Genomic DNA, 21161 nt, shown 5'->3' on the forward strand with positions numbered 1-21161 from the left:
CTCCCGGTCGTCGTCGTCGCGCGCCTCGTCGCCGATCATCGCCGCGCCGCGCCCGTCCGGGTCGAGGTCGAGGTAGCGCTCCAGCGAGTCGTCGAGCTCCTCCAGCCACGCGGTGTGATGTGCGGCCGCGACCGTGCCCGTCATGACCGAGGGGTACACGCGGTCGCGGTAGCCCATGATGTCCCTCTTCTTGTCGCGCTTCCACGCCAGGAAGATCTCCACCACGCGATCCAGGTCGAACGCGGGGTAGTCGGTGCACTCCAGCAGATCGCGGATGTAGTCGGCCTGGAAGCGGATCTCGGTCTCCGCGGAGTCGATGCGCGCGAACCGCTCACGCCAGGCCGCGATCGACGCGGAGCGCTCCTCCGCGTCCGGCAGCGCGATGCGACCGAGGATCACGTCGCGCACGAACCACGCCTGCGCGTCGAACATGTTGAACGTGAACCACTGGTCCTGCGCGCCCAGGTACGCGAGACGGGGGTTGCCCTGCCACAGCACGCCCCGGTACAGGCCGTCGGGGTACACGGTGTTCGGCCCGGAGAGCGCGAGGTCGCCGGGCAGGAACGGGTACTTGTGCAGGTAGCCCGTGCACAGGATCACGGCGTCGACGTGACGCGAGGTGCCGTCGGCGAAGTGCGCGACACTCCCCTCGAACCGCTCCACCATCGGGCGCTCCTCGAAGCGCTCCGGCCAGTCGTAGCCCATGGGCGCCGAGCGGTAGCTCGCCGTCACCGAGCGGGCGCCCATCTTGAAGGCCTGGCTGCCGATGTCCTCCGCGGAGTAGCTCGACCCGATCACGAGCACGTCCCTGCCCGCGAGCGCCTCCGCACCGCGGAAGTCGTGGGCGTGGGCGATCGAACCGGGGAAGGTGTCGATGCCCGGGAACGTGGGCACGTTGGGGAAGGAGAAGTGCCCGCTCGCGACGACCACGCGGTCGAACTCCTCGGTCGTCGACGTGCCGGTGGGCAGGTGCTCGCTGGTGACGCGGAACACCTCGCGCTCCTCGTCGAACTCCACCCAGCGGACCACGGTCTGGAAGCGGATCAGGTCGCGCACGTCGCTCTTCTCCAGGCGCCCGGCGATGTAGTCCCACAGCACGGGTCGCGGCGGGTACGAGGAGATGGGCCGGCCGAAGTGCTCGTCGAAGCTGTAGTCGGCGAACTCCAGGGCCTCCTTCGGCCCGTTCGACCACAGGTTGCGGTACATGCTGGAGTGCACGGGCTCCCCGAACTCGTCCAGTCCGGTGCGCCAGGTGTAGTTCCACTGGCCGCCCCAGTCGGCCTGCTTCTCGAAGCAGACCAGGTCGGGGATCTCCGCCCCCGCACGGGCCGCCGACTCGAAGGCCCGCAGCTGCGCCATCCCCGAGGGGCCGGCGCCGATGATCGCTACTCGTTCTCTGTTCGTCACGTATCGTCCTCAAACTCTTCCGTCATGTATGTGGCGCAGCGCACATCCGGGCGAGGAGGACAGTTCTTCCCCGGGGGGGGAGCGGAACGCTCGACCTGCCCGGACAGTGGCTGCTCTTCGACGTTAGCAGTGCCCCGCGGCGGGGGCTGGCGGCGGGGCTGGCGGGAAAGCGTCGAGGGCTGGCGCTCGGTCGCATCGCGCGATGTCGGAGGTCGGTGCCAGGATCGGACGGTGCGAGAGACCACGACGCCGCAGGGTGGCCAGGAGAACCTCGGCGCGACCACCCGCGCGGGGCGGGGTCAGGGCGCGCTCGTGTTCGCCGCAGCCGCCGTGACGGTGGTGCTCTGGGCCTCGGCGTTCATCGGCATCCGCGGCGCGGGGCCGCACTTCGACCCCGGCGCGCTCGCGCTGCTGCGGATGGCCGTCGGCACGCTCGTGCTCACCCTCATCGCGCTGCGGCACGGCATCCGCCTGCCCGCGCGACGGCTCCTTCCGCTCGTCGCGGTGTGGGGTGTCGGGTGGTTCTGCGTCTACAACCTGGCGCTGAACAGTGCCGAGCGCACGCTCGACGCGGGCACCGCGGCGATGGTCGTCAACCTCGCGCCGCTCATGGTCGTGGTCTTCAGCGGCCTGTTCCTGCGCGAGGGGTTCCCGCGGCCGTTGGTGATCGGCGCGCCGATCGCGTTCCTCGGGGTCGTGCTCATCGGCATGAACTCCACCACCGCCACAGGCCTCGACCTCACCGGACTGCTGCTCGCCCTGCTCGCGGCCGTGATGTACGCGGGCTGCACGCTGCTGCAGAAGCACCTGCTGACCGCGGGTGCCGACGCGACCACCCTCACCTGGCTCGGCGCGGTCGCGGGGACGGTGGCCCTGCTCCCCTGGGTGGGTGCGCTGATCGACGATCTGCGGACCGCACCGCTCGATGCGACGCTCTGGGTCGTCTACCTCGGCGTCTTCGCAACCGCCGTCGCCTTCACCACCTGGGCGTACGTGCTGCAGCGCAGCACGGCGGGCAAGACCTCGGCGACGACCTACGTGGTGCCGGCTCTCGCCATCCTGATGTCGTGGATGATCCTCGGCGAGGTGCCGACCCCGCTCATGTTCGCGGGTGGGGCGCTCTGTCTGCTCGGGGTGCTGATCACGCGACTGCGTCCACGTCGCTGACGGCGTCAGGCCCGGCGACTGCGTCCGCGGCGCTGACGGCGTCAGGCCTGACAGCGGCGGACGACCGGTCGACGATCTGCGCGAGGAAGCGGTTGTGCGCGGCCTGCGCCGGATACGACGCCGGATCGGCGACGCACTCCGGGCACCAGTGCCCCCCGAGCAGGACCAGCCGGGGGCTCGCCGCGAAGACGTGGCCGAAGCCGCAGCGCCACACCAGCGGGGTGCCGAGGTCGCCGGTGCGCACGTCGCCGGTGAGCAGACTCCCACCGCGGAAGACGGCAGCCTGACGCAGGTCGCGTCGACCGATGCGGCGCCGCGGCTTCCCTTCGTCGTACCCGTGGTCCAGCAGCTTCGGCGTGCGCGAGGGGGCGGGCGGCGTGAAGGCGTCCCACCCGCCGATCCGCTGCCACGCGTCGAGACCGCCGAAGTGTGCGCGGAGAGCCGCCTCATCGCCGGTGCGGACGGCGTGCATCGTGCCCCGATGCCGCCGCACGAGCGGCCGCATCACGAGGTGCTTCACCAGCCACGCCGGAACCGTGCCGGCCAGGCGCGCCGCCGCAGGCGCACCGGCCCACACCCGTGCGAGCGCCTCCGGGACGGTGTCCCGGCGAAACGGCACCAGCGCCTCCAGCCGGTCGCTGTCGGTGAACCACTGTCCGTGGAAGTTCTGCAGCGCGAACCAGTTCCGGTCGTACCAGCCGCGGATGTCGTCCGCCCCCATACCCGCCGCGAGCGCCTGGAGCATCTTCCAGTTGGTGAGCCGCCACGCCGCCCCACCGCCGACATTGTGGATGCCGCCCCAGAACTCCTCGGGCACCTGCGCCGCACACACCGCGACCAGGAGGCGGGCGGAGTCCTCCGCCGAGACCCACTCCATGACGCCGGACAGCGGCACATGCGTCATGATCGGGTCGCGAACGGCGAGGACGCCGGAGTGCAGGATGCCCGTCTGTCGCAGCCACGCCCAGCGCGGCAGGCCCGAATCGACCAGCAGTCTCTCCGCGACGATCTTCGACTGCGCGTACTCGTCGAACAGCGAGGGGCGGAGGGGGTCTCCGACCCGCCCCCAGTGCACGGGCTCAGGGCGGTCTCCGCTCTGCGCGACCGACCCCACCCCGACCACGGCCACCCGCGCCGGATCAGGCTGAGCGTGCACGGCGCGCACGATGTTCCGCATCGAGCCGACGTTGACGCGCCGCGCCTCCTCCGGTCGCGCGTCGGCGTGCGGGGACACCACGGCCGCGAGGTGCAGCACCACATCTGATCCGGTGACCGCCGCGCGCACATCGTCGAAGCGGGTGAGGTCGCCTTCGACGATCTCCAGGTTCTCCATGTCGTGGAACTCCTGCAGGGCCGCCCGGTCGGCGCGCGTGGGCAGCACGAACGCCTTGACCACGATGTCCGGGTGCTCACGGAACGCGCGCAGGGTCGCCCGACCCCAGTTCCCGGTCGCCCCCGTGAGCAGGACGGTCCGGTTCCCCGCGACCGACCCCGTGGCGGCGGCGGGGGCAGGGCTCTTCCGTCGCCGCGGATGGCGCCCGCTCATCCGGCCGACGGGTCCATCCGCGCCGTGGAGGCGATCGCCGCGATCATCGCGCCGCCGATCTGCGCCGGGGACGCGAGGTTCAGCACCTGGCCCCCGAGGGGGTCGGCGAGCCGGTGCAGCGCCTCGATGTCGGCATCGCCGAAGGCGAAGAACAGCGGGACGATCGGGCGCGCCGGATCCTGGATGCTCTGGATGTCGGCGAGCACTCCCGGCAGGTCGAGCGCGCCGGGGTCGTCTTCGTCGCGGCCGTCGGTGAACACGGCGATCGCGTTGATCGTGCCCTCCTGATAGGTCGACTGCACGTCCCGGTAGGCCGCGTCGAACGAGCTGTAGAGGGCGGTGCCGACCGGGACGGCGGCGAGGTGCTTGGCGCCGAGGAGCAGCGAGTCCCGCACCTCGGACAGCGGCCCCCTCGGGGTGGACACGACATAGTCGCGCGGAGGATCGAGCTGGTAGGCGAACGCCCAGCCGCCGATCGTGATGTGGCCGGGCATGGATCCGGCGAAGAGGCCGGCCGCCGCGCGCACGCCGTCGATCCCCGTCATGGTCTGGCCGGGGGAGAGCTGCCCCATCGACCCGGAGATGTCGGTGAGCGTGAGGATGTTGCCGGTGAACACCGACGGGTCCGCGAGGGCGTGCCGGAGGTTCAGAGCCGGCCCCTCGTCCGCACCGATCATCGGCAGCTCGACGCCGTCGATCGTCACGGACGTCGCGGTCGGCGAGAGGAAGTGGTGCTTCTTCCTCGCCTTCGTCGCCTCTCCGAGCGCCTCGACGAACCTCGTCGCCACTGCCGTGCGCGACGTCGATCCGGTCGGCAGGACCGCGGGCACATCGACGGTCGGGATGCCCTCGGCGGTCGGAAGCACGTCGTCCGCCGGGAGGCGGTCGAGCATGCCGATGCGCAGCGCACCATCGGCCACGGGCCCGCGACCCGGCTTCGCCTTGGCGAAGTCGTTGATGCTCGACGCCGCCAGCGCGAGACCCAGGTACGAGTCGCCCGTCGCGGCCTGGGCCGCGGCGAGGATCGGACCCGCCGCCCCCATCACCGCGGCGGACGAGTCTCCGCCCTCCCCCTCCCGCGGCACGGGAACCGCGGGGTCGGCGTGAAGCGCCAGCGCCCAGCTCGGCGCGGCGGTGAGTGCCGAGCGCAGCTGCGCGGATGCCGCCAGGCCGACGCCTCGACGGGCCACGACGGTGGATCGCTCGACCAGCGCAGGGTCGGCGACGGCGACGGTGTAGGTGGAATCCGCCAACCAGACGTCGGCCTTTCCGGATGCCAGGAGCTGAGCGCCCGTGAACCCCTCGGCGTCACGGAATTCGACGGTGACGCAGTCCGGTGCGGGAACGGACGCGGCGAAATCCTTCACCCCGGGCGAGACCGCGACGGTCAGCTTCTCCCGCGAGGGGCACGACGGCGACGCGCTCGGGGCGCGGGCATCCAGCACGAGCGGGAGCGCGACGAGTTCGGCCAGGATCACGAAGGCCGCGAGCGCCAGCCACGCGGCGCTGCGGCGGAACCACGGGCGCCGGGCAGGCTCGGACGGGACGGGAGGGGTGTCGGGCTTCACAAGAAGCCAGGATATGCACGAAAGTGCGGCTGATCAGGAATATTCCGGAGTACGACACTTCGTGCGGCAGTCACGGCCCTCCCCGTCGCCGTCGTGCACCCGCGGCGTGCGATTACGCTGGTCGGCGGAGGGGCACGACGTGGTCCCGCGTGTGAACGAGGGAGACGAGACACCCATGGCCGAGCCCGACGCGCAGACCCCGCCGACCTTCTCCGCACCTCCCCCGCCACCCGCGCCCTCCCCTGCGCCGGCCGCCGCCGCACCGCTCGCCCCCGCAGCCGCTCCGCCCGCCAGCACTGCATCGCTCGACGCCCCTGCGCCTGCCGCCGGTGCCGCCGCCGCGTCCGAGGCGAAGACCGCGCCGAACGACGCCGAGATGGCGCGGGCCTCCGCCGTGCTCGCGACCGTGTCCGACGCGTATTCGGCGAAGATGGTCGGCCAGGAGCGCCTGCGCACGAGCCTCCTGGTCTCGCTCATCGCGGGCGGCCACATCCTCCTGGAGAGCGTGCCCGGACTCGCCAAGACCACCGCCGCGAGCACCCTGGCCGACACCGTGAAGGCGCAGTTCAAGCGCATCCAGTGCACACCGGACCTGCTGCCGAGCGACATCACCGGCAACCAGATCTACGACGCCGCCACCGGCACCTTCCGCACCGTGCTCGGCCCTGTGCACGCGAACTTCGTGCTGCTCGACGAGATCAACCGCTCGAGCGCCAAGACGCAGAGCGCCATGCTCGAGGCGATGCAGGAGCACCAGACGACCATCGGCGGCGAGATCCACCCGCTCCCGAAGCCGTTCCTCGTCATCGCCACGCAGAACCCCATCGAGCAGGAGGGCACCTACGAGCTGCCCGAGGCGCAGATGGACCGGTTCCTGCTGAAGGAGATCGTGGAGTACCCGAGCCCCGCGGAGGAGTTCGAGATCCTCAGCCGCATCGACTCGGGCGTGCTCGACCCCGACCGGCATGTCACGAGCGCCGTCACCCTCGACGACGTGCACCTGCTGCAGGACGTCGCGAGCCGCATCTACGTCGACCCCGCGATCCGCAACTACATCGTGTCGATCGCCTACGTCACGCGGAACCCCGCTCCGTACATCGGCGAGGAGCGCGCCCGCTTCATCAAGTACGGCGCCAGCCCCCGCGCGAGCATCGCGTTCCTGCAGGCATCCAGGGCCCTGGCACTGCTGAAGGGCCGCGCCCACGTGCTGCCGGAGGACATCCGCGAGCTGCGGCACCTCGTGCTGCGCCATCGCGTGCTGCTCACGTTCGAGGCCGACGCCGAGGGCATCCGCAGCGAGGAGATCATCGACCAGATCTTCGCGTCCGTGCCCACCCCCTGAGCGACCCGTCATGGCCAGCCTGATCACGCAGGTGAAGAGCAAGCTCTTCATCCACTCGACGCGCAAGTCGCTGCACGCGCTCGACGGCGCCTACGCGTCGCTGCTGCACGGGCGGAGCCTCGACTTCGAGGACCTGCGCCGCTACGAGTACGGCGATCAGGTGCGCGACATCGACTGGCGCGCGACCGCCCGTCTGGGCACTCCGCTGGTCAAGCGGTCACGGGCGACCCGCATGCACACCGTGATGTTCGTGGTGGACACCGGCCGCTCGATGGCCGCCCTCGCCGCCGACGAGCGCTCGAAGAAGGAGCTGGCGATCCTGGCCACGGGCGCGCTCGGCGTGCTGACGCTGCGCCACGGCGACGACTTCACGGTCGTGTACGGCGACGCCTCGCGCGTGCGGAGGCTCGCACCCGGACGCAGCGAGGGCGCACTGGAGCACGCGCTGCGCACGATCGACCGGGCCGTGGACGACAGCACGGCCCCGAGCGACCGCGACGCGCTGCTCTCCTTCGTGACGCGCACGATCTCCCGACGCATGATCGTGGTCGTGCTGACCGATGAGGCCCCCGTGTCGACGGAGACCGAGCGGATGCTGCGGCGGCTGCGCGTCCAGCACGACGTGCTGTGGATCACGCTCCGCGACGCCGACCCCGTGCTCGACCACCGCACCGGACGGCTGCGCGCCGACGTCGACAGCCAGTGGCAGGTTCCGGACTTCGTGCAGGGCGACCGGAGCATCGTGCAGGAGCTGACCGCCCAGCGCGACGCCGACGCCGCCCGCCTCGCCGACCTCCTCACGCGCATGGAGATCAGCCACGCGGTGCTGGACGGGCAGGAGGCCGCCGTGGCCCAGCTGCTGCGGCTGCTGAACCGGAGGTCGCATGCCCGGCTCTGACGAGCTCTACCCGCCGGCCCAGTACGGCTGGGGGTGGATGCTGCTCGCGTTCGGCATCCTCGCGCTGCTCATCCTCGGCGCGTGGCTGCTGATCGTGCTCACGCGCCCCCGGCGCACCGGAGCCGCCGCACCCGCCGGCACAGCGACGCCGACCACGCTCGACGTGCTGTCGCAGCTGCGCACCGAATACCTCGAGCGCATCCAGCGGGTGGAGGACGACTACCGCGGGCGCCGCCTGAGCGCGCGGCAGGCGAACCTCGAGCTCAGCCGCGTGGTGCGCGCGTTCGTGAACGAGTACAGCGGCCTGGAGGCGCCCGTGCTCGCGCTCGACGACCTGGTCGCCCGAGGCGTCCACCCGTCTCTGATCGATGCCATGGGCCGCCACTACTACCCGAGCATCTTCCGGCAGGGGCCGTCGATCGACCCGGTCGCCGGGGCCGCCGCAGCGCGGACGGTGGTGCGCGCATGGCACTAGCGAACGCGTGGATGGTGATCCTCGCCGCGGCCGTGGTCGTGGTGGCCGTCGGCGTCGGCCTCGCGCTCGGCCTGCGCCGCCGCGGCGGTCCGCGCGCGGCCGACACCGCCCGCGTGGCCAGGGCGGAACGGCTGCGGGCGCTGCCCTCGTTCCGCCAGGCGCTGTCCCGGCGCGTGCTCGCGCTGTCCGGCATCCTCGCGCTCGGTGCGGTCGCGGCGCTCACGGCGGGGGTGGTGGCGGCGCGGCCGATGTCGGCGCAGACCATCCAGCCCGTGGACACGAGCCGCGACATCATGCTCTGCCTGGACGTCTCCGGCTCCATGTCCGAGGTCGACGTGGAGGTGCTGTCGGTGTTCGACGAGCTGCTCGACGGCTTCGAGGGCGAGCGCATCGGGCTGACCATCTTCAACAGCTCCCCCGTGCAGATCTTCCCGCTCACGGACGACTACGACTTCATCCGCGAACACCTGGCGAGCATGATGAAGAGCTTCGACTACGTGGACAAGATTCCCGAGCACTGGGTCGGCACGCTGAACGGCGACGGCGCCTCGCTCATCGGCGACGGACTGGCCGCCTGCACGATGGGCTTCGATCACCCGGATGACGACCGTTCGCGCTCGGTCGTCTTCGCCACGGACAACGAGGTCAACGGCGCCTCGATCGTCACGCTCGACGAGGCGGCCGCCTACGCCGCGTCGAAGGGCGTCCGCGTGTTCGCCATCAACCCCGTGCAGGGCAAGGACGCCACGGTGAGCGCCGAGCTGACCGCGGCCGCCGAGGCCACGGGCGGGGCCGCCTTCGGTCTCCGCGACACCACGACCGTGTCCGACATCGTCGACCAAGTGCAGGAGCAGGAGGCGACCGCGCTGCGCGGAGAAGCCCAGGTCGTGTGGTCCGACTCCCCCGACCTGTGGATCGCGCTGCTGTCGATCGCGGCGCTCGGCTTCGTGCTCGTGGTCTGGAGGGTGCGCCTGTGATCTTCCAGCCCGTGCTCCCCCTCGTGCTCGTCGTCGTGCTGTGCGCCGCCGTCGCCGGTGTCGCGATCTGGGTGCTGGTGCGGCCTCCGCGCGTCGGCGGCGAGCCCGTGACCGACCCGAAGGCCCTCGCGGCGCACCGCTCGCTGTGGGCGATGCGCGTGGTGATGGTGCTGGCCTGCTTCGCGATGCTGCTGCGTCCCGGCATCCCCGGCGGCAGCACGCAGACCCTCGCGACCGACACCGACATCGTGCTGGTGGTCGACACCACGGCGAGCATCGTGGCGGAGGACTGGGGCGACGGCACCCCGCGGCTCGACGGCGTGCGTGCGGACGTGCGCGAGCTCGTGGCCGAATATCCGGGCGCCCGCTTCGCCCTCATCACGGCGGATGCGGCCGCCGAGCTGCGGATGCCGCTGACGACGGATGCGACCGCACTGATCGGGTCGCTCGACGTGCTGCGCCCCGAGGTCACCAGCCAGTCGCGCGGCTCGTCGATCGGCGTCCCCGCCGCGCTGCTGAGCGACACCCTCGCCGCCGCGGCCGCCTCGTCGCCCGACCGCTCCCGCATGGTGTTCACCTTCGGCGACGGGGAGCAGACCACCGGCAGCACGCCCGAGTCCTTCGCCGACAGCGCCCGCTACATCGACGGCGGCGCCGTGTTCGGCTACGGCACCGCCGAGGGAGGGCCGATGCGCGTCACCACCGGCGGTCTCGGCGAGGGTGGCAGCGAGTACATCCAGTACCAGGGCGCCGACGCGCTCTCGGTCATCGACGAGCAGAATCTGCAGACCATGGCCGATCAGCTCGGGGTGCCCTATCAGCACCGCACGGCCGATACCGAGCCCGAGCTCCCGGCGGCTCCGTCCACGACCACGAACTATGCGGAGTCCGGCGAGGTCGGCAACGTCACGGAGCTGTACTGGGTGGCGGCGCTCGTGGTGCTCGCCCTCCTCGGCGTCGAGCTGCTGAGGGCCACCACACTGATCGCCCGGCTGCGGGGCATGGCCCCCTCCCGCCGTGCCGCGCGCACCGGGGCACCCACGGAGGGAGGGTCCGCATGACCGTGCACGACGACGCCGCCACGCTGCTGCGCGAGAACCGCCGTCGCCGCCGCATCCGCCGCTGGGTCGCGATCGGCACGCTGCCGCTCACCCTCGCCGCACTGTTCTTCGTGGGCAAGCTGCTCAGCATGTACGCGTTCGCGCATCAGTCCGTCACCGCGTACGTGGTGGACGACTTCGCCGGCTCCGAGTCCGCGGCCCACGGACAGGAGTTCCTCAACTGGTTCGAGCCGTACAAGGCGCCGTACAACATCGGCACGGCGCTCGCAGGCGGCGAGCAGCTGCCGGAGGCGCGCGAGAAGCTGGAGGAGGCACTCGACCTCGCGACCGGGCTGGAGGTGTGCGCGGTGCGGGTCAACCTCGCCCTCGTCGTCGAGCGCCAGGGCGATGCCGCGAGGGCGGACGGCGACGGCGCCGCGGCCGCCGAGCTGTACGGCGAGGCTCTGACCCTCACCGTCGAGACTCCCGACGAGTGCCGCAGCGAGGAGGCGGAGCAGCAGTCGCCCGACCCCGAGCGGGACATGTCGGACACCCTCGACAACACCGAGGACCGGCTGAAGCAGAAGCAGCAGGAACAGCAGCAGGAGCAGCCTCAGGAACCGCAGGAGCAGGAGCAGCAGCCGCAGCCGTCCGACGAGAAGCTGCAGGACCTGCAGGACAAGCTGCAGCAGGGCACCCAGGAGCGCGATCAGCAGCAGGGCGACGACCCGGGCGGCTCCGGAACGGACAGGCCATGGTGACGGACAACGAGCGGCGGCGGGCGCGCTACGTCGGCGGGGCGGAAGGCGCTCCCCCGGTTCCGCCGCCCGGCGGGTACCGCGGCGCGAAGCGGCAGCAGCCGGACCTCACGCCGCCTCCGCCCGCCGTGGACTCGTCCCCCGGACAGGAGCGGCGGCCGTCGAACGCGCTGGGGTGGGTCGCGCTCGTCGCGGCGATCCTCTTCGTGCTGGTGCTGTTCGGTGCGATGGTCGCCGGCGGCACGGACCTGCTCTACGGCGTCACCATGATCGTGGTGCAGCTGGTGGTGCTTGGCGTGATCGTCGCGGCCCTGTTCTCTCCGGGGGGACGACGGCTCGGCACGATCGCCCTCATCCTGACCGTGCTCCTCAACGTGGCCACGGTCGGCGCGCTGAGTGCCCTGCGTACCTCGGCATCGGGGAACTACGAGGGCGTGAAGACCGCCGAGCAGCGGCACGCCGAGGCGTATCCGGCCATCAAGGGCACCGACCCGCAGCAGGCGCTGTCCCAGCAGTCGCTGGAGGAGGTGCGCGCCGCCGCGGACGCGCTGTTCGCCGATGTGCGCGAACGCCTCACCGCGGAGTTCGGCTACACGTGGACCCAGGTCGGCGCGGAGGATCTCCGCCCCGAGCGCAACGGCTACGGCGGCGAGTCGATGCTGTACGAGTTCACGACCCCGGCGTGGGCCACGAACGAGCCCGTGCAGGACTACGACCGCAAGCTCGAGGTCATGGAGGTCGTGAACCAGGTGGTGCTGGACCACGGGCTGTGGGATCTGTACTCGTTCAACGACCCGGCGAACTCGGGCATCGACCCGACCATGATCGCGAAGCTGTACGGCAGCGACGACCCGCGCACCCAGACGACCTGGGAGTACTACACGGAGAACTACCCCGACCCGCTGCGCTTCTACGCCAACATCCACGACCTCTCGAACGACACGGACGGCGGCTTCCGCACCGCCCGGGAGGCGCAGAGCGCGCGCACGGGAGAGCCGCTGGAGGGGCTGCAGCTCGTGGTGGTCGCGAGCGCCGTGCTGAGCGAGGCCGACCGCGCCGAGTTCGAGCAGAGGCTCCAGGACTACCCCGGCTTCGAGTGACCTCACGGCGCGAGTGCAAGCGGCGTGCGCGCCCCGGAGAGACGAGGGCGGTGGGAGGATGGCGGCATGCGACAGGGGGCGGTCGGCAAGGTGCGGCTGGTCGAACGCGACGGGCGTCGACTGGTCGAGAAACGGCTGTCGGATCCGGCTCGCCATGACACCGAGGTCCGTGCCCTGCGGGCGCTCGCGGGTTCGCCTCTCCCGGTGCCGGAGGTCGTGGAGGAGCGTCCTGGCGCGATCCTGATGACCGAGCTGCCGGGCTCCCGCCTGGACGATGCGGACCCGCACGCCCGGATCGAGGGGCTGCGGGCCTCTGCCGCGCTGCTGCGACGCCTGCACGCGGTCGAGATCCCGGCGGGCCTCCCGCCCGCGCCGGACGATGCGGCGATCGTCGCCCGGTACCGCGCCGCCGGAGGACCCGCGCTCCCGCTCGCGATCCCCGCCGCCGTCGGCACGGTCTTCTGTCACGGCGACTGGACCGACGGCAACCTCCTCGCCGTCGACGGACGCATCACGGGCGTCGTGGACTGGGAGGCCGCCCACGCCGGCGACCCGCTGCGCGAGCTGTCCCGCGCGGTCTGGGGCTCGTCCCGCAAGGATCCGCGCTCCGCCGCGGCGCTGATCGCGGGGTACGGCGCCGACCCCGACGCCGTACGAGCGTGGTTCCCGATCCACGCCGCGGAGCTGTGGCTGTGGTTCACGGAGGCGGGCCCCGCTGAGTACCTCGCGCAGCTCACCGCCGATCTGCGCGCCTGGCCCGGGTGAGGCCTCGCCCCGACCGGACGGGGGCCTCTCGAAGATCCGCGGTGCCGTGGCTACACTGGCGCCACAGGGACGGAGGACACCGATGATCCGAGAGCTCGATCAACAACAGTGCTACGAGTTGCTGACCACGACGACGGTCGGCCGCATCGGGTTCGAGTACGACGGCAGGGTGCACATCCACCCGGTGAACTACGCGCTCTCCGGCCGGGACATCCTGCTGCGCACCTCCCACGAGGGGCTGCTGGCCGCGGTCACCACGGTGCCGGCGGCCGTCGCGTTCGAGGTGGACTACCACGACCCGCTCGGGGCGAACGCGTGGAGCGTGCTGATGCACGGCACGCTGTCACGCGCCCCGGAGGAGGACGCGGTCGGCATCGCGGCGCGCGTGCACCCGTGGGCGGGCGAGGACCGCGACCTGGCCCTGCTGCTCCGCATCGAGAGCATGTCGGGGCGGAGCGTGCAGCGGGAGAAGCCTCGCCCCGAGATCTGAGCGCGATCCCGCTCGAACTCCCAGGAGCTGAACGGGGACGAGGGCCTGCGGTACCGGCGCGCACCGCGGTCCCCGCGAGCTGAACGGGGACGAGGGCCTGCGGGTCAGCCCGCGAACGCGAGTCCGGCGGCGAGCGCGAAGCCGAGCACGGTCGCGAGTCCGGTGGACTCCTTGGCCTTCGACTGGGCCTCCGGGACCATCGAGTCCACGAGCATGACCAGGAGCGCCCCCGCTGCGAAGCCACTCGCACCGGAGCGGAACACGTCGCCCGTGACGCTCGCGAGCGCGAAGCCCGCGACCGTGGCCGCTGCGCACAGCACGGCGACCCCCGCCCACAGCAGCAGCACTCGGGCGCGGTTCATGCCGCCGTCGAGCAGGTCGGCCGCCGAGCCGATGGACTCCGGCAGGTTCGACACGAGGATGGCGACGACGAGGGCGATGCTGACCGGCTCGCCCGACGCCAGGCCGATGCCGAGCACGAGCTGCTCAGGGATGCCGTCGAGGAGAGCGCCGACCGCGAGCTGCCCGCCGCCCGCCGCCCCCTTGGTGCGTGCCGCGCGTGCGTCGAGGATGCGCGCCGCGATGTAGTAGCTGAGCGCGCCGAGCGCGACTCCCGCCACGAGCGGCACCGGTCCGCCCCGGTCGAGCCCTTCCTCCCACAGCTCGAAGGCGATGGAGGCCATCAGGGCTCCGGCTCCGAAGCCGAGCACGATGCCGAGCCAGCGCGGCGGCCAGGTGCGGAGCAGCGCGAGCACCGCGCCGACGAACAGGGGTGCGGCCGCCACCGCGCCCCACAGCACCGCTTCGCCCATGCGCACCTCCGTCGCCCACTCTCCCACGGGCTCCTCACGTCCGCCCGGCGGCGCGCAGCATGCGGACCGCCGACCGGGGAGGTCTGTCCACCCACCGGAGTACCACTCGAATGGTAGTCTGATGCCATGCACACGACCATGGACAAGGCGGGGCGCGTCGTGATCCCCGCGGCGCTGCGCGAGCGCATCGGACTCGTCCCCGGCCCCATCGACATGGTCATCGACGGCAACGGGATCAGGATCGAGGTGCAGCCTCCCGACAACGTCGTCGAGAAGGACGGGCGCCTGGTCATCACCGGCGGCCCGACGCTCACCGCCGACGACATCCGCGAGCTGCGCCTTGCCGACCAGCGCTGACCTCCTCCTCGACACGAGCGCCGCCATCGCCCTCGTGCACGACCAGCACCCGTCTCACGAGGCCGTCCGCGCTGCCGTCCGAGGCCACGTCCTCGGGCTCGCGGGCCACGCTGCGTACGAGACGTACTCCGTGCTGACGAGGCTCCCCGGGCCCGCGCGCGTGAGCTCCGGGGCCGCCGCCGCGATCATCGAGCGGGCGTTTCCCGCGTCGGCCCCCCTCTCCGTCTCCGCCGCCCGGGGCGCCGTGGCACTGTTCGCCGCGGCGGGCATCGCGGGTGGCGCGGTGTACGACGCCCTGGTCGCCCTGGTGGCGCGCGAGGCGGCGGTGCCGCTCCTCACGTGCGATCGCCGGGCGATGAGCACCTATGCGGCCGTCGGCGTGCACGCACGGCTGGTCTGACGCACGAGAAGGCGACACGCCGCCCGCCGATAGACTGGAGAGCATGTCCAAGGTCCTCCAGTCCCTTCCCGTCGGCGAGCGCGTCGGCATCGCCTTCTCCGGAGGACTCGACACCTCCGTCGCCGTCGCGTGGATGCGCGACAAGGGCGCGGTGCCCTTCACCTACACCGGCGACCTGGGGCAGTACGACGAGGACGACATCGCGTCGATCCCCGGCCGTGCGCTGGAGTACGGCGCCGAGGCCTCGCGGCTGATCGACTGCAAGACCGCACTGGTCGAGGAGGGCTTCGTCGCCCTGGCCTGCGGCGCGTTCCACATCCGCTCCGGCGGCAAGACCTACTTCAACACCACGCCGCTGGGCCGCGCCGTCACCGGCACGCTGCTCGTCCGCGCGATGCGCGAGGACGGCGTGGACATCTGGGGCGACGGCTCGACGTACAAGGGCAACGACATCGAGCGGTTCTACCGCTACGGCCTGCTCGCGAACCCCCGGCTGCGCATCTACAAGCCGTGGCTCGACGCCGACTTCGTCACCGAGCTCGGCGGCCGCAAGGAGATGAGCGACTGGCTCGTCGCCCACGACTTCCCGTACCGCGACTCCGCCGAGAAGGCCTACTCGACCGACGCGAACATCTGGGGGGCGACGCACGAGGCGAAGACCCTGGAGCACCTCGACGTCTCGCTGGAGACCGTCGACCCGATCATGGGCGTCAGGTTCTGGGACCCGTCCGTGGCGATCGAGTCCGAGGACGTCTCCGTCACGTTCGACGCCGGCCGGCCGGTCGCCATCAACGGCGTGGAGTTCAGCGACCCGGTGGCCCTGGTGCAGGAGGCCAACGCGATCGGCGGCCGCCACGGTCTCGGCATGAGCGACCAGATCGAGAACCGCATCATCGAGGCGAAGTCACGCGGCATCTACGAGGCGCCGGCCATGGCGCTGCTGTTCATCGCGTATGAGCGCCTGGTCAACGGCATTCTGAACGAAGACACCCTCGCGACCTACCACGAGCAGGGCCGCCGACTCGGCCGCCTGATGTACGAGGGCCGCTGGCTGGAGCCGCAGTCGCTCATGCTTCGCGAGTCGATCCAGCGCTGGGTCGGGTCCACGATCTCCGGCACCGTGACGATCCGCCTGCGCCGCGGCGACGACTGGACGATCCTCGACACCGTGTCGCCCAACCTGTCGTACGGCCCGGAGAAGCTGTCGATGGAGCGGGTCGGCGACGCCGCCTTCGGGCCGGTCGACCGCATCGGCCAGCTCACCATGCGCAACCTCGACATCGCCGACTCCCGCGCCCGCCTGGAGCAGTACGCGGGCCTCGGCCTGGTCGGCGGCGCGACGGGCGAGCTCGTGGGCCGCGTGACGGCCGGCGAGTCGGCCGAGATCACCGAGTCGGTCCACGGCTCGATCTCCGAGGCGGACGAGTCGCTGGCGGGCGCCGTGGACACGGCCTCCGAGGGCGCGGCCTTCGACTCCGGCACCGACTGACTCCTCTGCACGAAGGGACGCCCCGCGCTGTCGGGCGTCCCTTCGTCATGAGGGCGGACCGGTCGTTCCCCATCGATCGGTCACCGCTCCTGGTCGCTCAGGGCTCGGGGCGACGCGGGCGCTGCGGGCGCTGCGGGCGGTCCTTGCTCGTCGGACGCGGATCGCCCGTCGGGCGCTCAGGGCTCGGAGTGGTCGGCGCCTTCTCCCCGGCGCAGCGCCTGCTCTTCGGCGCGGTCGATGACGGCCGGCAGGACCTGGTCGAAGAGCTCGATCAGGGCGGCACGCATGCCCACGTCGTCCCGCGCGCGCATCCTCTCTCCGATCACCTGCGTCGCGGCGTCGATCGCAGCCCAGTCGAACGCACCGCTCGCCTGTGCGCTGAAGCGCCGGATCAGCGGACCGAGGAACTCGATCACGGTCGTGCGGGTGGTGTTGCCCTCCAAGCGCGCATACGCCACGGCGATCGCGCGGAGCGCTCCGCTGAACGCCGCGACATCGGCGGCGCGGACGGCCGATGTCATGTCGTCGGCGAGCTCGGAGAGGTAGGCGATGTCGTCGGACCGCATGTGACGCGTGGCGTGCCGGACCGAGCCGATCCAGATGTCGCCGAAGAGGGCGACCGCGTCGCGCACCTGCTCGAGGTCGATGGGGGCCACCCGGGTGAAGCGGTTGCGCTGCATCTCGACCAGCCCGTGCTCGGCGAGTCGATCGAGCGCGTGCCGCACCGGCGTCTTGGACGTGCCGAGAGTCTCGGCGAGCTCGTAGTCGCGCAGTCGCTCCCCCGGTCGCAGTTCGCCGCTGACGATGGCATCTCGCAGCCTGCTGTAGATGTCGTCGCTCATGGTCCGCCGTTCCAGCGGACTGTCCATGCCAGGCACATCGCACCCCTTCTCCGTCATGGCGGTCCCCCCGCCGCTTCCGGACCACAGCCCCACCAGGTGTCCCCGGCCGTGTCGCCCGTTCTCTCGCGCCCGAGCGCAACGCGTAACATAACACACCCTCTTCTGTGACTCCCCGAGTGTGCAGCGGAGAGTCGCGCGGACACAACCCTCCATTATCTTGCACAGTCATGTGCATTTTAAGTATCATGGACGGATGTCCACCCGCGCCCCCCGCCGCGACGCCGTCGAGAACCGCGCCGGCATCCTCGCCGCCGCCCGCGCCGCGCTCGCCCTCGACCCGCACGCGTCGATCGACGTCATCGCCCGCAGTGCCGGCCTCTCCCGCCGCACGCTCTATGGTCACTTCGACGACCGCGACGCCCTCATCCGCGAGCTCGTCTCCAGCGGAGCCCAGCGCTTCAACGCGATCGCCGCGTCCGTGCACGACGACGACCCCCGCGTCGCGCTGGCTCGTCTTGCCGCGCGCCTCTGGCAGGAGGCCGCCCACGTGCAGGTCGCCGCAGCCCTCGCGCTCGACGAGACGCATGTCGCGCACACGGCGCAGGCCCTGGCCCCGCTGCGCAGCGCCCTCGCCGCGCTGGTGCAGCGCGGGCAGGACGACGGCAGCTTCCGCACCGACCTTGCCGCCCCCGTCGTCGCCCGGCTGATCGAGGAGATGGCGCGGGCCGTCGTGTCGCGCACCGACGCCGACTCGACCGGTGCCGGCGACCTCGCCGTGCGCTCCGTGCTGAGCATCGCCGGGCTCTCGTGGCGCGAGGCGGACGAGCTGTTGGCGGCGCATCCCGACATCGCCGCGGCCGACCGGGAGGTGCGCGCATGAGGATCACCCTGCACGAGGTGAGCAAGGGCCGGAACGGACAGGCGCTTCCCACGATGAGCCTGGAGTTCCACACCGGCGCGGTCCGCTACGCCCTCGCCGAGACCGAGCAGCGACCCACGGTGCTCGGCCTGATCGCGAGCGGCCGCATGCGTTCCGACACCGGACACGTGCACCTCGACGGCGCGCCGAACCCGAAGCAGCTGCGCCACCGCGTGGCCCTGGTCGACGCACCGGACGTCAGCGACCCGCACCCCGACATCGCCCTCGCCGGGGTGGTCGGCGAGGAGCTGATGTTCGCCGGCGTCGGCGCGACTCCGCTGCACGCCCGCCGCTGGCTCGCCAGGGTCGGCTTCGAGGAGCTGGCGTCGGTGCCGATCGGCAGCATCGACCCGGCCGCACGCGTGCGGATCCTGTGCGAGCTGGCAGTGCTGCGGGAGGGCGTCGAGGCCATCGTGCTCGTGGCCCCCGACCGGCACGGCGGGAGCCCGGACGGCTGGTGGCGCATCGCCGAGGAGTTCGCCGACCGCGGCTACGCGATGCTCGTGATCGTCGGCGGATCGGCGGCCGTCGCGCTCGAACGCATGCATGAGCTCGACGCGGTGAACGCCTCCGGCCCGATCGAGCCCCTCGTGCTGTCGGCTCCCGAGCCCGACCCCGACCCCGCGGCTGATTCCGGCCCTGATCCCGCGGCTCACCCCGACGCCGGCGCCGGCGCTGCGACCGAGCCCGACGCGAATCCTGGCCCTGCCGTCGATCCCACGACAGATCCCGTCGCGGCAACCGACCTCGGCCCGGACGTTGCGACTGATCCCGACGGCGCGACCGGCCCCGGCCCCGGCCCCGGCCCTACGGCGAATCCCGCCCGAACGGCCGCCCCCACGGCCGATCCCGCAACGGATTCCACTGCACCCGCGACGAACGAGAAGGAGGACGAGCGATGAAGGTGCCATCCATGATCGCCGCCGAGCTGCGTCGCCTGACCGCGAGCCGCATGGGCATCCTCGCGCTCGTCGCCCTCGTGTGCGTCCCGATCCTCTACGGAGGCCTGTACCTGTGGGCCAACCAGGATCCGTACGCCAAGTTCCCCGAGGTGCCGGTCGCCCTCGTCGTCGACGACGAGGGCGCGCCCGCTCCCACCGCCGGCACCGAACCCGCGACCGGGGAGACCGTCAACTACGGCGAGGACGTGGCCGACAACCTCATCGAGGGCAACGCGTTCGACTGGCAGCGGATGAGCGCGGACGAGGCCGCGGACGCCCTGCGACACGGCACCGTCGACTTCACGGTCACCATCCCCGCGGACTTCTCCGCCGCCCTGACCTCCGCCGCCGGCGACGACCCGCACCAGGCCCGCATCGAGCTGGAGACCAACGACGCCAACAACTACCTCGCCTCCTCGATGGGCACGCAGGCGGTGGAGAAGATCCGCAGCTCCGTCGCCGAGATGGTCGGCAGCGAGGCGGCGGAGCGCCTGCTGACCGGTCTCAGCGATGTGCGGGACAGCCTCATCACGGCCACCGACGGCGCCACCCAGCTCGCCGACGGCGCCGGCACGGCGGCCAGCGGCAGCGCGACCCTCGCCGACGGCACGGCCCAGCTCGCCGACGGCACGGCCCAGCTCGCCGCGGGCGCGCAGACCCTCGCGAGCGGCGCACAGCAGGTGAGTGCGGGCAATCAGCAGCTCGCCGACGTCGCCGACCGGGCCGGAGCCGCCGTCCAGCAGGCCACGGACGCGCTGCCGCAGGTGCGGACGGACATCGCCGACGTCCTCGCCCAGCAGGGCCTGACCCCCGAGGAGATCGATCAGGTGCTCGCGCGGCTCGACCCGCTCGGCAGTCGGCTGCAGGAGGGCAACGCACAGGTGCAGAGCGCCGTGGGCAACGTCGATCAGCTCGCCGCGGGTGCCGCGGCCCTGGCCTCCGGAGCGAACGACCTCGCGAGTGGGGCCGGAACCGTGGCCTCGGGCGCCGCCGCCGCGAACAGCGGTGCCGCCCAGCTGCGCGACGGTCTCGCCACGCTGTCGTCCGGCACGGTCGAGCTGCGCGACGGGCTCGCCGACGGCGTGCAGGCCATCCCCGCGTCCACTCCCGAGCTGCGCACGCTGCAGGCCGACACGATCGCCGATCCCGTGAAGGTGTCCAGCGACAAGGTCGCCTCCGCCGAGGACTACGGTGCGGGGCTCGCACCGTTCTTCGCCGCCCTCTCCGCGTGGATCGGCATCTACGCGCTGTTCCTGATCGTCAAGCCGATCTCCCGTCGCGCGGTGACGGCGCTGCACTCGCCGATCCGCATCACGCTCGCCGGCTGGCTGACTCCGGCCATGCTCGGCGCCGTGCAGATGCTCGGCCTGATGGGCATCCTCGCCCTCACGCTCGGCTTCACATTCGACCACCCGCTCGGGACGCTCGGCGTGATGATGTTCGCCTCCGCGACGTTCGCCGCGATCATCCTCACGCTGAACGTCTGGTTGGGCTCGGTCGGGCAGTTCCTCGGCCTGGTGCTCATGGTGCTGCAGCTGGTCACGGCCGGCGGCACCTTCCCGTGGCAGACGCTCCCCGCGCCGCTGGCGGCACTGCATCACGTGCTCCCGCTCGGCTACGTGGTCGACGCCATGCGCCAGCTCATGTACGGCGGCGACTACGCCCGTGCCGGCTGGGATCTGGCCGTGCTGGGCACCTGGCTCGTCGGCGCCCTCGTGCTCGCGGCGATCGGCGTCACGCGCATGACGCACCGCCGCACGCTGCGCGACCTGCAGCCGAGCCTGATCGGATGAGCAGGGTGCTCGTCCGCGGAACCCCCGCGGCGAGCGCCCGTGCGGCTAGGATTCGAGAGCGCGGCCCCTGAAACG

General features: G+C 71.9%; 21 protein-coding genes. 16 read left to right on the forward strand and 5 right to left on the reverse strand.

Annotated elements, in window-relative coordinates; genetic code table 11:
* Positions 1-1407, reverse strand: a 1407-nt coding sequence (locus tag M3C17_RS11155; protein ID WP_259977799.1) for an NAD(P)-binding domain-containing protein, incomplete at its 3' end; no start/stop codon positions are given.
* A 231-nt stretch (positions 1408-1638) separates the two neighbouring features.
* Here M3C17_RS11155 and M3C17_RS11160 point away from each other — a divergent pair.
* Positions 1639-2574, forward strand: a complete 936-nt coding sequence (locus M3C17_RS11160; RefSeq protein WP_259977801.1) for a DMT family transporter — start codon at positions 1639-1641, stop codon at positions 2572-2574.
* On the opposite strand, the gene M3C17_RS11165 is transcribed toward M3C17_RS11160, so the two are convergent.
* Both M3C17_RS11165 and M3C17_RS11170 read right to left on the reverse strand, forming a co-directional pair.
* Positions 2549-4120 (reverse strand): NAD(P)-dependent oxidoreductase, encoded by a 1572-nt coding sequence (locus M3C17_RS11165; RefSeq protein ID WP_259977802.1) that lies wholly within the window; start codon positions 4118-4120, stop codon positions 2549-2551. The two genes, M3C17_RS11160 and M3C17_RS11165, sit on opposite strands and share 26 nt — an antisense overlap.
* Positions 4117-5688: a hypothetical protein gene (locus tag M3C17_RS11170; protein WP_259977803.1), complete on the reverse strand. Its 1572-nt coding sequence runs from the start codon at positions 5686-5688 to the stop codon at positions 4117-4119. The genes M3C17_RS11165 and M3C17_RS11170 overlap by 4 nt, the downstream gene beginning before the upstream one ends.
* Before the next feature lie 376 nt (positions 5689-6064).
* On the opposite strand from M3C17_RS11170, the gene M3C17_RS11175 reads away from it, so the two are divergent.
* The 9 genes from M3C17_RS11175 to M3C17_RS11215 all read left to right on the forward strand — a co-directional run bounded on the left by M3C17_RS11175 (position 6065) and on the right by M3C17_RS11215 (position 13533).
* Positions 6065-7030: a MoxR family ATPase gene (locus M3C17_RS11175; protein WP_259977855.1), complete on the forward strand. Its 966-nt coding sequence runs from the start codon at positions 6065-6067 to the stop codon at positions 7028-7030.
* A gap of 10 nt (positions 7031-7040) precedes the next feature.
* The gene (locus M3C17_RS11180; protein WP_259977804.1) at positions 7041-7928 is read left to right on the forward strand and encodes a DUF58 domain-containing protein; all 888 of its coding nucleotides are present in this window, start codon (positions 7041-7043) and stop codon (positions 7926-7928) included.
* Positions 7915-8403: a hypothetical protein gene (locus tag M3C17_RS11185; RefSeq protein ID WP_259977806.1), complete on the forward strand. Its 489-nt coding sequence runs from the start codon at positions 7915-7917 to the stop codon at positions 8401-8403. Before M3C17_RS11180 ends, M3C17_RS11185 begins: the two co-directional genes overlap by 14 nt.
* The gene (locus M3C17_RS11190) at positions 8394-9380 is read left to right on the forward strand and encodes a VWA domain-containing protein (protein ID WP_259977808.1); all 987 of its coding nucleotides are present in this window, start codon (positions 8394-8396) and stop codon (positions 9378-9380) included. The genes M3C17_RS11185 and M3C17_RS11190 overlap by 10 nt, the downstream gene beginning before the upstream one ends.
* Positions 9377-10441: a VWA domain-containing protein gene (locus M3C17_RS11195; RefSeq protein WP_259977809.1), complete on the forward strand. Its 1065-nt coding sequence runs from the start codon at positions 9377-9379 to the stop codon at positions 10439-10441. The genes M3C17_RS11190 and M3C17_RS11195 overlap by 4 nt, the downstream gene beginning before the upstream one ends.
* Complete coding sequence (locus tag M3C17_RS11200) at positions 10438-11181, forward strand: hypothetical protein (RefSeq protein WP_259977810.1); 744 nt, start codon at positions 10438-10440, stop codon at positions 11179-11181. The genes M3C17_RS11195 and M3C17_RS11200 overlap by 4 nt, the downstream gene beginning before the upstream one ends.
* Complete coding sequence (locus tag M3C17_RS11205) at positions 11175-12278, forward strand: DUF4064 domain-containing protein (protein ID WP_259977811.1); 1104 nt, start codon at positions 11175-11177, stop codon at positions 12276-12278. Before M3C17_RS11200 ends, M3C17_RS11205 begins: the two co-directional genes overlap by 7 nt.
* 66 nt (positions 12279-12344) lie before the next feature.
* Positions 12345-13043, forward strand: a complete 699-nt coding sequence (locus M3C17_RS11210) for a phosphotransferase family protein (protein WP_259977812.1) — start codon at positions 12345-12347, stop codon at positions 13041-13043.
* Positions 13044-13125: 82 nt separating this feature from the next.
* Positions 13126-13533 carry a pyridoxamine 5'-phosphate oxidase family protein gene (locus M3C17_RS11215; protein WP_259977813.1) on the forward strand — a complete coding sequence of 136 codons (408 nt, stop codon included), beginning with the start codon at positions 13126-13128 and terminating at the stop codon, positions 13531-13533.
* Positions 13534-13637: 104 nt separating this feature from the next.
* Here M3C17_RS11215 and M3C17_RS11220 read toward each other — a convergent pair whose 3' ends face one another.
* Entirely contained in the window at positions 13638-14345 is a 708-nt protein-coding gene (locus tag M3C17_RS11220) for a ZIP family metal transporter (protein WP_259977814.1), read from the reverse strand.
* Positions 14346-14471: 126 nt separating this feature from the next.
* On the opposite strand from M3C17_RS11220, the gene M3C17_RS11225 reads away from it, so the two are divergent.
* From M3C17_RS11225 to argG, 3 genes are read left to right on the forward strand one after another with little or no spacing between them, the layout of a single operon-like run.
* Positions 14472-14702 (forward strand): AbrB/MazE/SpoVT family DNA-binding domain-containing protein, encoded by a 231-nt coding sequence (locus M3C17_RS11225; RefSeq protein WP_259977815.1) that lies wholly within the window; start codon positions 14472-14474, stop codon positions 14700-14702.
* A complete protein-coding gene (locus M3C17_RS11230) occupies positions 14686-15102 on the forward strand; it encodes a PIN domain-containing protein (RefSeq protein ID WP_259977816.1) in 417 nt (138 codons plus the stop codon). Before M3C17_RS11225 ends, M3C17_RS11230 begins: the two co-directional genes overlap by 17 nt.
* A gap of 43 nt (positions 15103-15145) precedes the next feature.
* Complete coding sequence (gene argG, locus M3C17_RS11235) at positions 15146-16591, forward strand: argininosuccinate synthase (protein ID WP_259977817.1); 1446 nt, start codon at positions 15146-15148, stop codon at positions 16589-16591.
* A gap of 176 nt (positions 16592-16767) precedes the next feature.
* Here the strand turns inward: argG and M3C17_RS11240 are convergent, their stop codons facing one another.
* Entirely contained in the window at positions 16768-17460 is a 693-nt protein-coding gene (locus tag M3C17_RS11240; protein WP_259977818.1) for a GntR family transcriptional regulator, read from the reverse strand.
* Positions 17461-17686: 226 nt separating this feature from the next.
* Here M3C17_RS11240 and M3C17_RS11245 point away from each other — a divergent pair, with 226 nt between their 5' ends.
* The 3 genes from M3C17_RS11245 to M3C17_RS11255 are packed head-to-tail and all read left to right on the forward strand — an operon-like array spanning position 17687 to position 21086.
* Positions 17687-18313, forward strand: coding sequence for a TetR/AcrR family transcriptional regulator (locus M3C17_RS11245; protein WP_259977819.1), 627 nt, complete (start codon positions 17687-17689; stop codon positions 18311-18313).
* On the forward strand, positions 18310-19254 hold the full coding sequence (locus tag M3C17_RS11250; protein WP_259977820.1) for a hypothetical protein: 945 nt from the start codon (positions 18310-18312) through the stop codon (positions 19252-19254). The genes M3C17_RS11245 and M3C17_RS11250 overlap by 4 nt, the downstream gene beginning before the upstream one ends.
* Entirely contained in the window at positions 19251-21086 is a 1836-nt protein-coding gene (locus tag M3C17_RS11255; RefSeq protein ID WP_259977821.1) for a YhgE/Pip family protein, read from the forward strand. Before M3C17_RS11250 ends, M3C17_RS11255 begins: the two co-directional genes overlap by 4 nt.
* Positions 21087-21161 lie beyond the last annotated feature (75 nt).

The sequence above is a fragment of the Microbacterium sp. p3-SID336 genome (genome assembly GCF_025143365.1).
In the GTDB taxonomy this organism is placed as follows: Bacteria; Actinomycetota; Actinomycetes; order Actinomycetales; family Microbacteriaceae; genus Microbacterium.

Bases quoted from the DNA above. Each gene is read 5' to 3' on its own strand.
- M3C17_RS11215 (WP_259977813.1), top strand. From the start codon at position 13,126: ATGATCCGAGAGCTCGATCAACAACAGTGCTACGAGTTGCTGACCACG.
- M3C17_RS11245 (WP_259977819.1), top strand. From the start codon at position 17,687: ATGTCCACCCGCGCCCCCCGCCGCGACGCCGTCGAGAACCGCGCCGGC.
- M3C17_RS11180 (WP_259977804.1), top strand. From the start codon at position 7,041: ATGGCCAGCCTGATCACGCAGGTGAAGAGCAAGCTCTTCATCCACTCG.
- M3C17_RS11185 (WP_259977806.1), top strand. From the start codon at position 7,915: ATGCCCGGCTCTGACGAGCTCTACCCGCCGGCCCAGTACGGCTGGGGG.
- M3C17_RS11210 (WP_259977812.1), top strand. From the start codon at position 12,345: ATGCGACAGGGGGCGGTCGGCAAGGTGCGGCTGGTCGAACGCGACGGG.
- M3C17_RS11225 (WP_259977815.1), top strand. From the start codon at position 14,472: ATGCACACGACCATGGACAAGGCGGGGCGCGTCGTGATCCCCGCGGCG.
- M3C17_RS11240 (WP_259977818.1), bottom strand. From the start codon at position 17,460: ATGGACAGTCCGCTGGAACGGCGGACCATGAGCGACGACATCTACAGC.
- M3C17_RS11205 (WP_259977811.1), top strand. From the start codon at position 11,175: ATGGTGACGGACAACGAGCGGCGGCGGGCGCGCTACGTCGGCGGGGCG.
- argG (WP_259977817.1), top strand. From the start codon at position 15,146: ATGTCCAAGGTCCTCCAGTCCCTTCCCGTCGGCGAGCGCGTCGGCATC.
- M3C17_RS11250 (WP_259977820.1), top strand. From the start codon at position 18,310: ATGAGGATCACCCTGCACGAGGTGAGCAAGGGCCGGAACGGACAGGCG.
- M3C17_RS11165 (WP_259977802.1), bottom strand. From the start codon at position 4,120: ATGAGCGGGCGCCATCCGCGGCGACGGAAGAGCCCTGCCCCCGCCGCC.
- M3C17_RS11220 (WP_259977814.1), bottom strand. From the start codon at position 14,345: ATGGGCGAAGCGGTGCTGTGGGGCGCGGTGGCGGCCGCACCCCTGTTC.
- M3C17_RS11200 (WP_259977810.1), top strand. From the start codon at position 10,438: ATGACCGTGCACGACGACGCCGCCACGCTGCTGCGCGAGAACCGCCGT.
- M3C17_RS11190 (WP_259977808.1), top strand. From the start codon at position 8,394: ATGGCACTAGCGAACGCGTGGATGGTGATCCTCGCCGCGGCCGTGGTC.
- M3C17_RS11255 (WP_259977821.1), top strand. From the start codon at position 19,251: ATGAAGGTGCCATCCATGATCGCCGCCGAGCTGCGTCGCCTGACCGCG.
- M3C17_RS11175 (WP_259977855.1), top strand. From the start codon at position 6,065: ATGGCGCGGGCCTCCGCCGTGCTCGCGACCGTGTCCGACGCGTATTCG.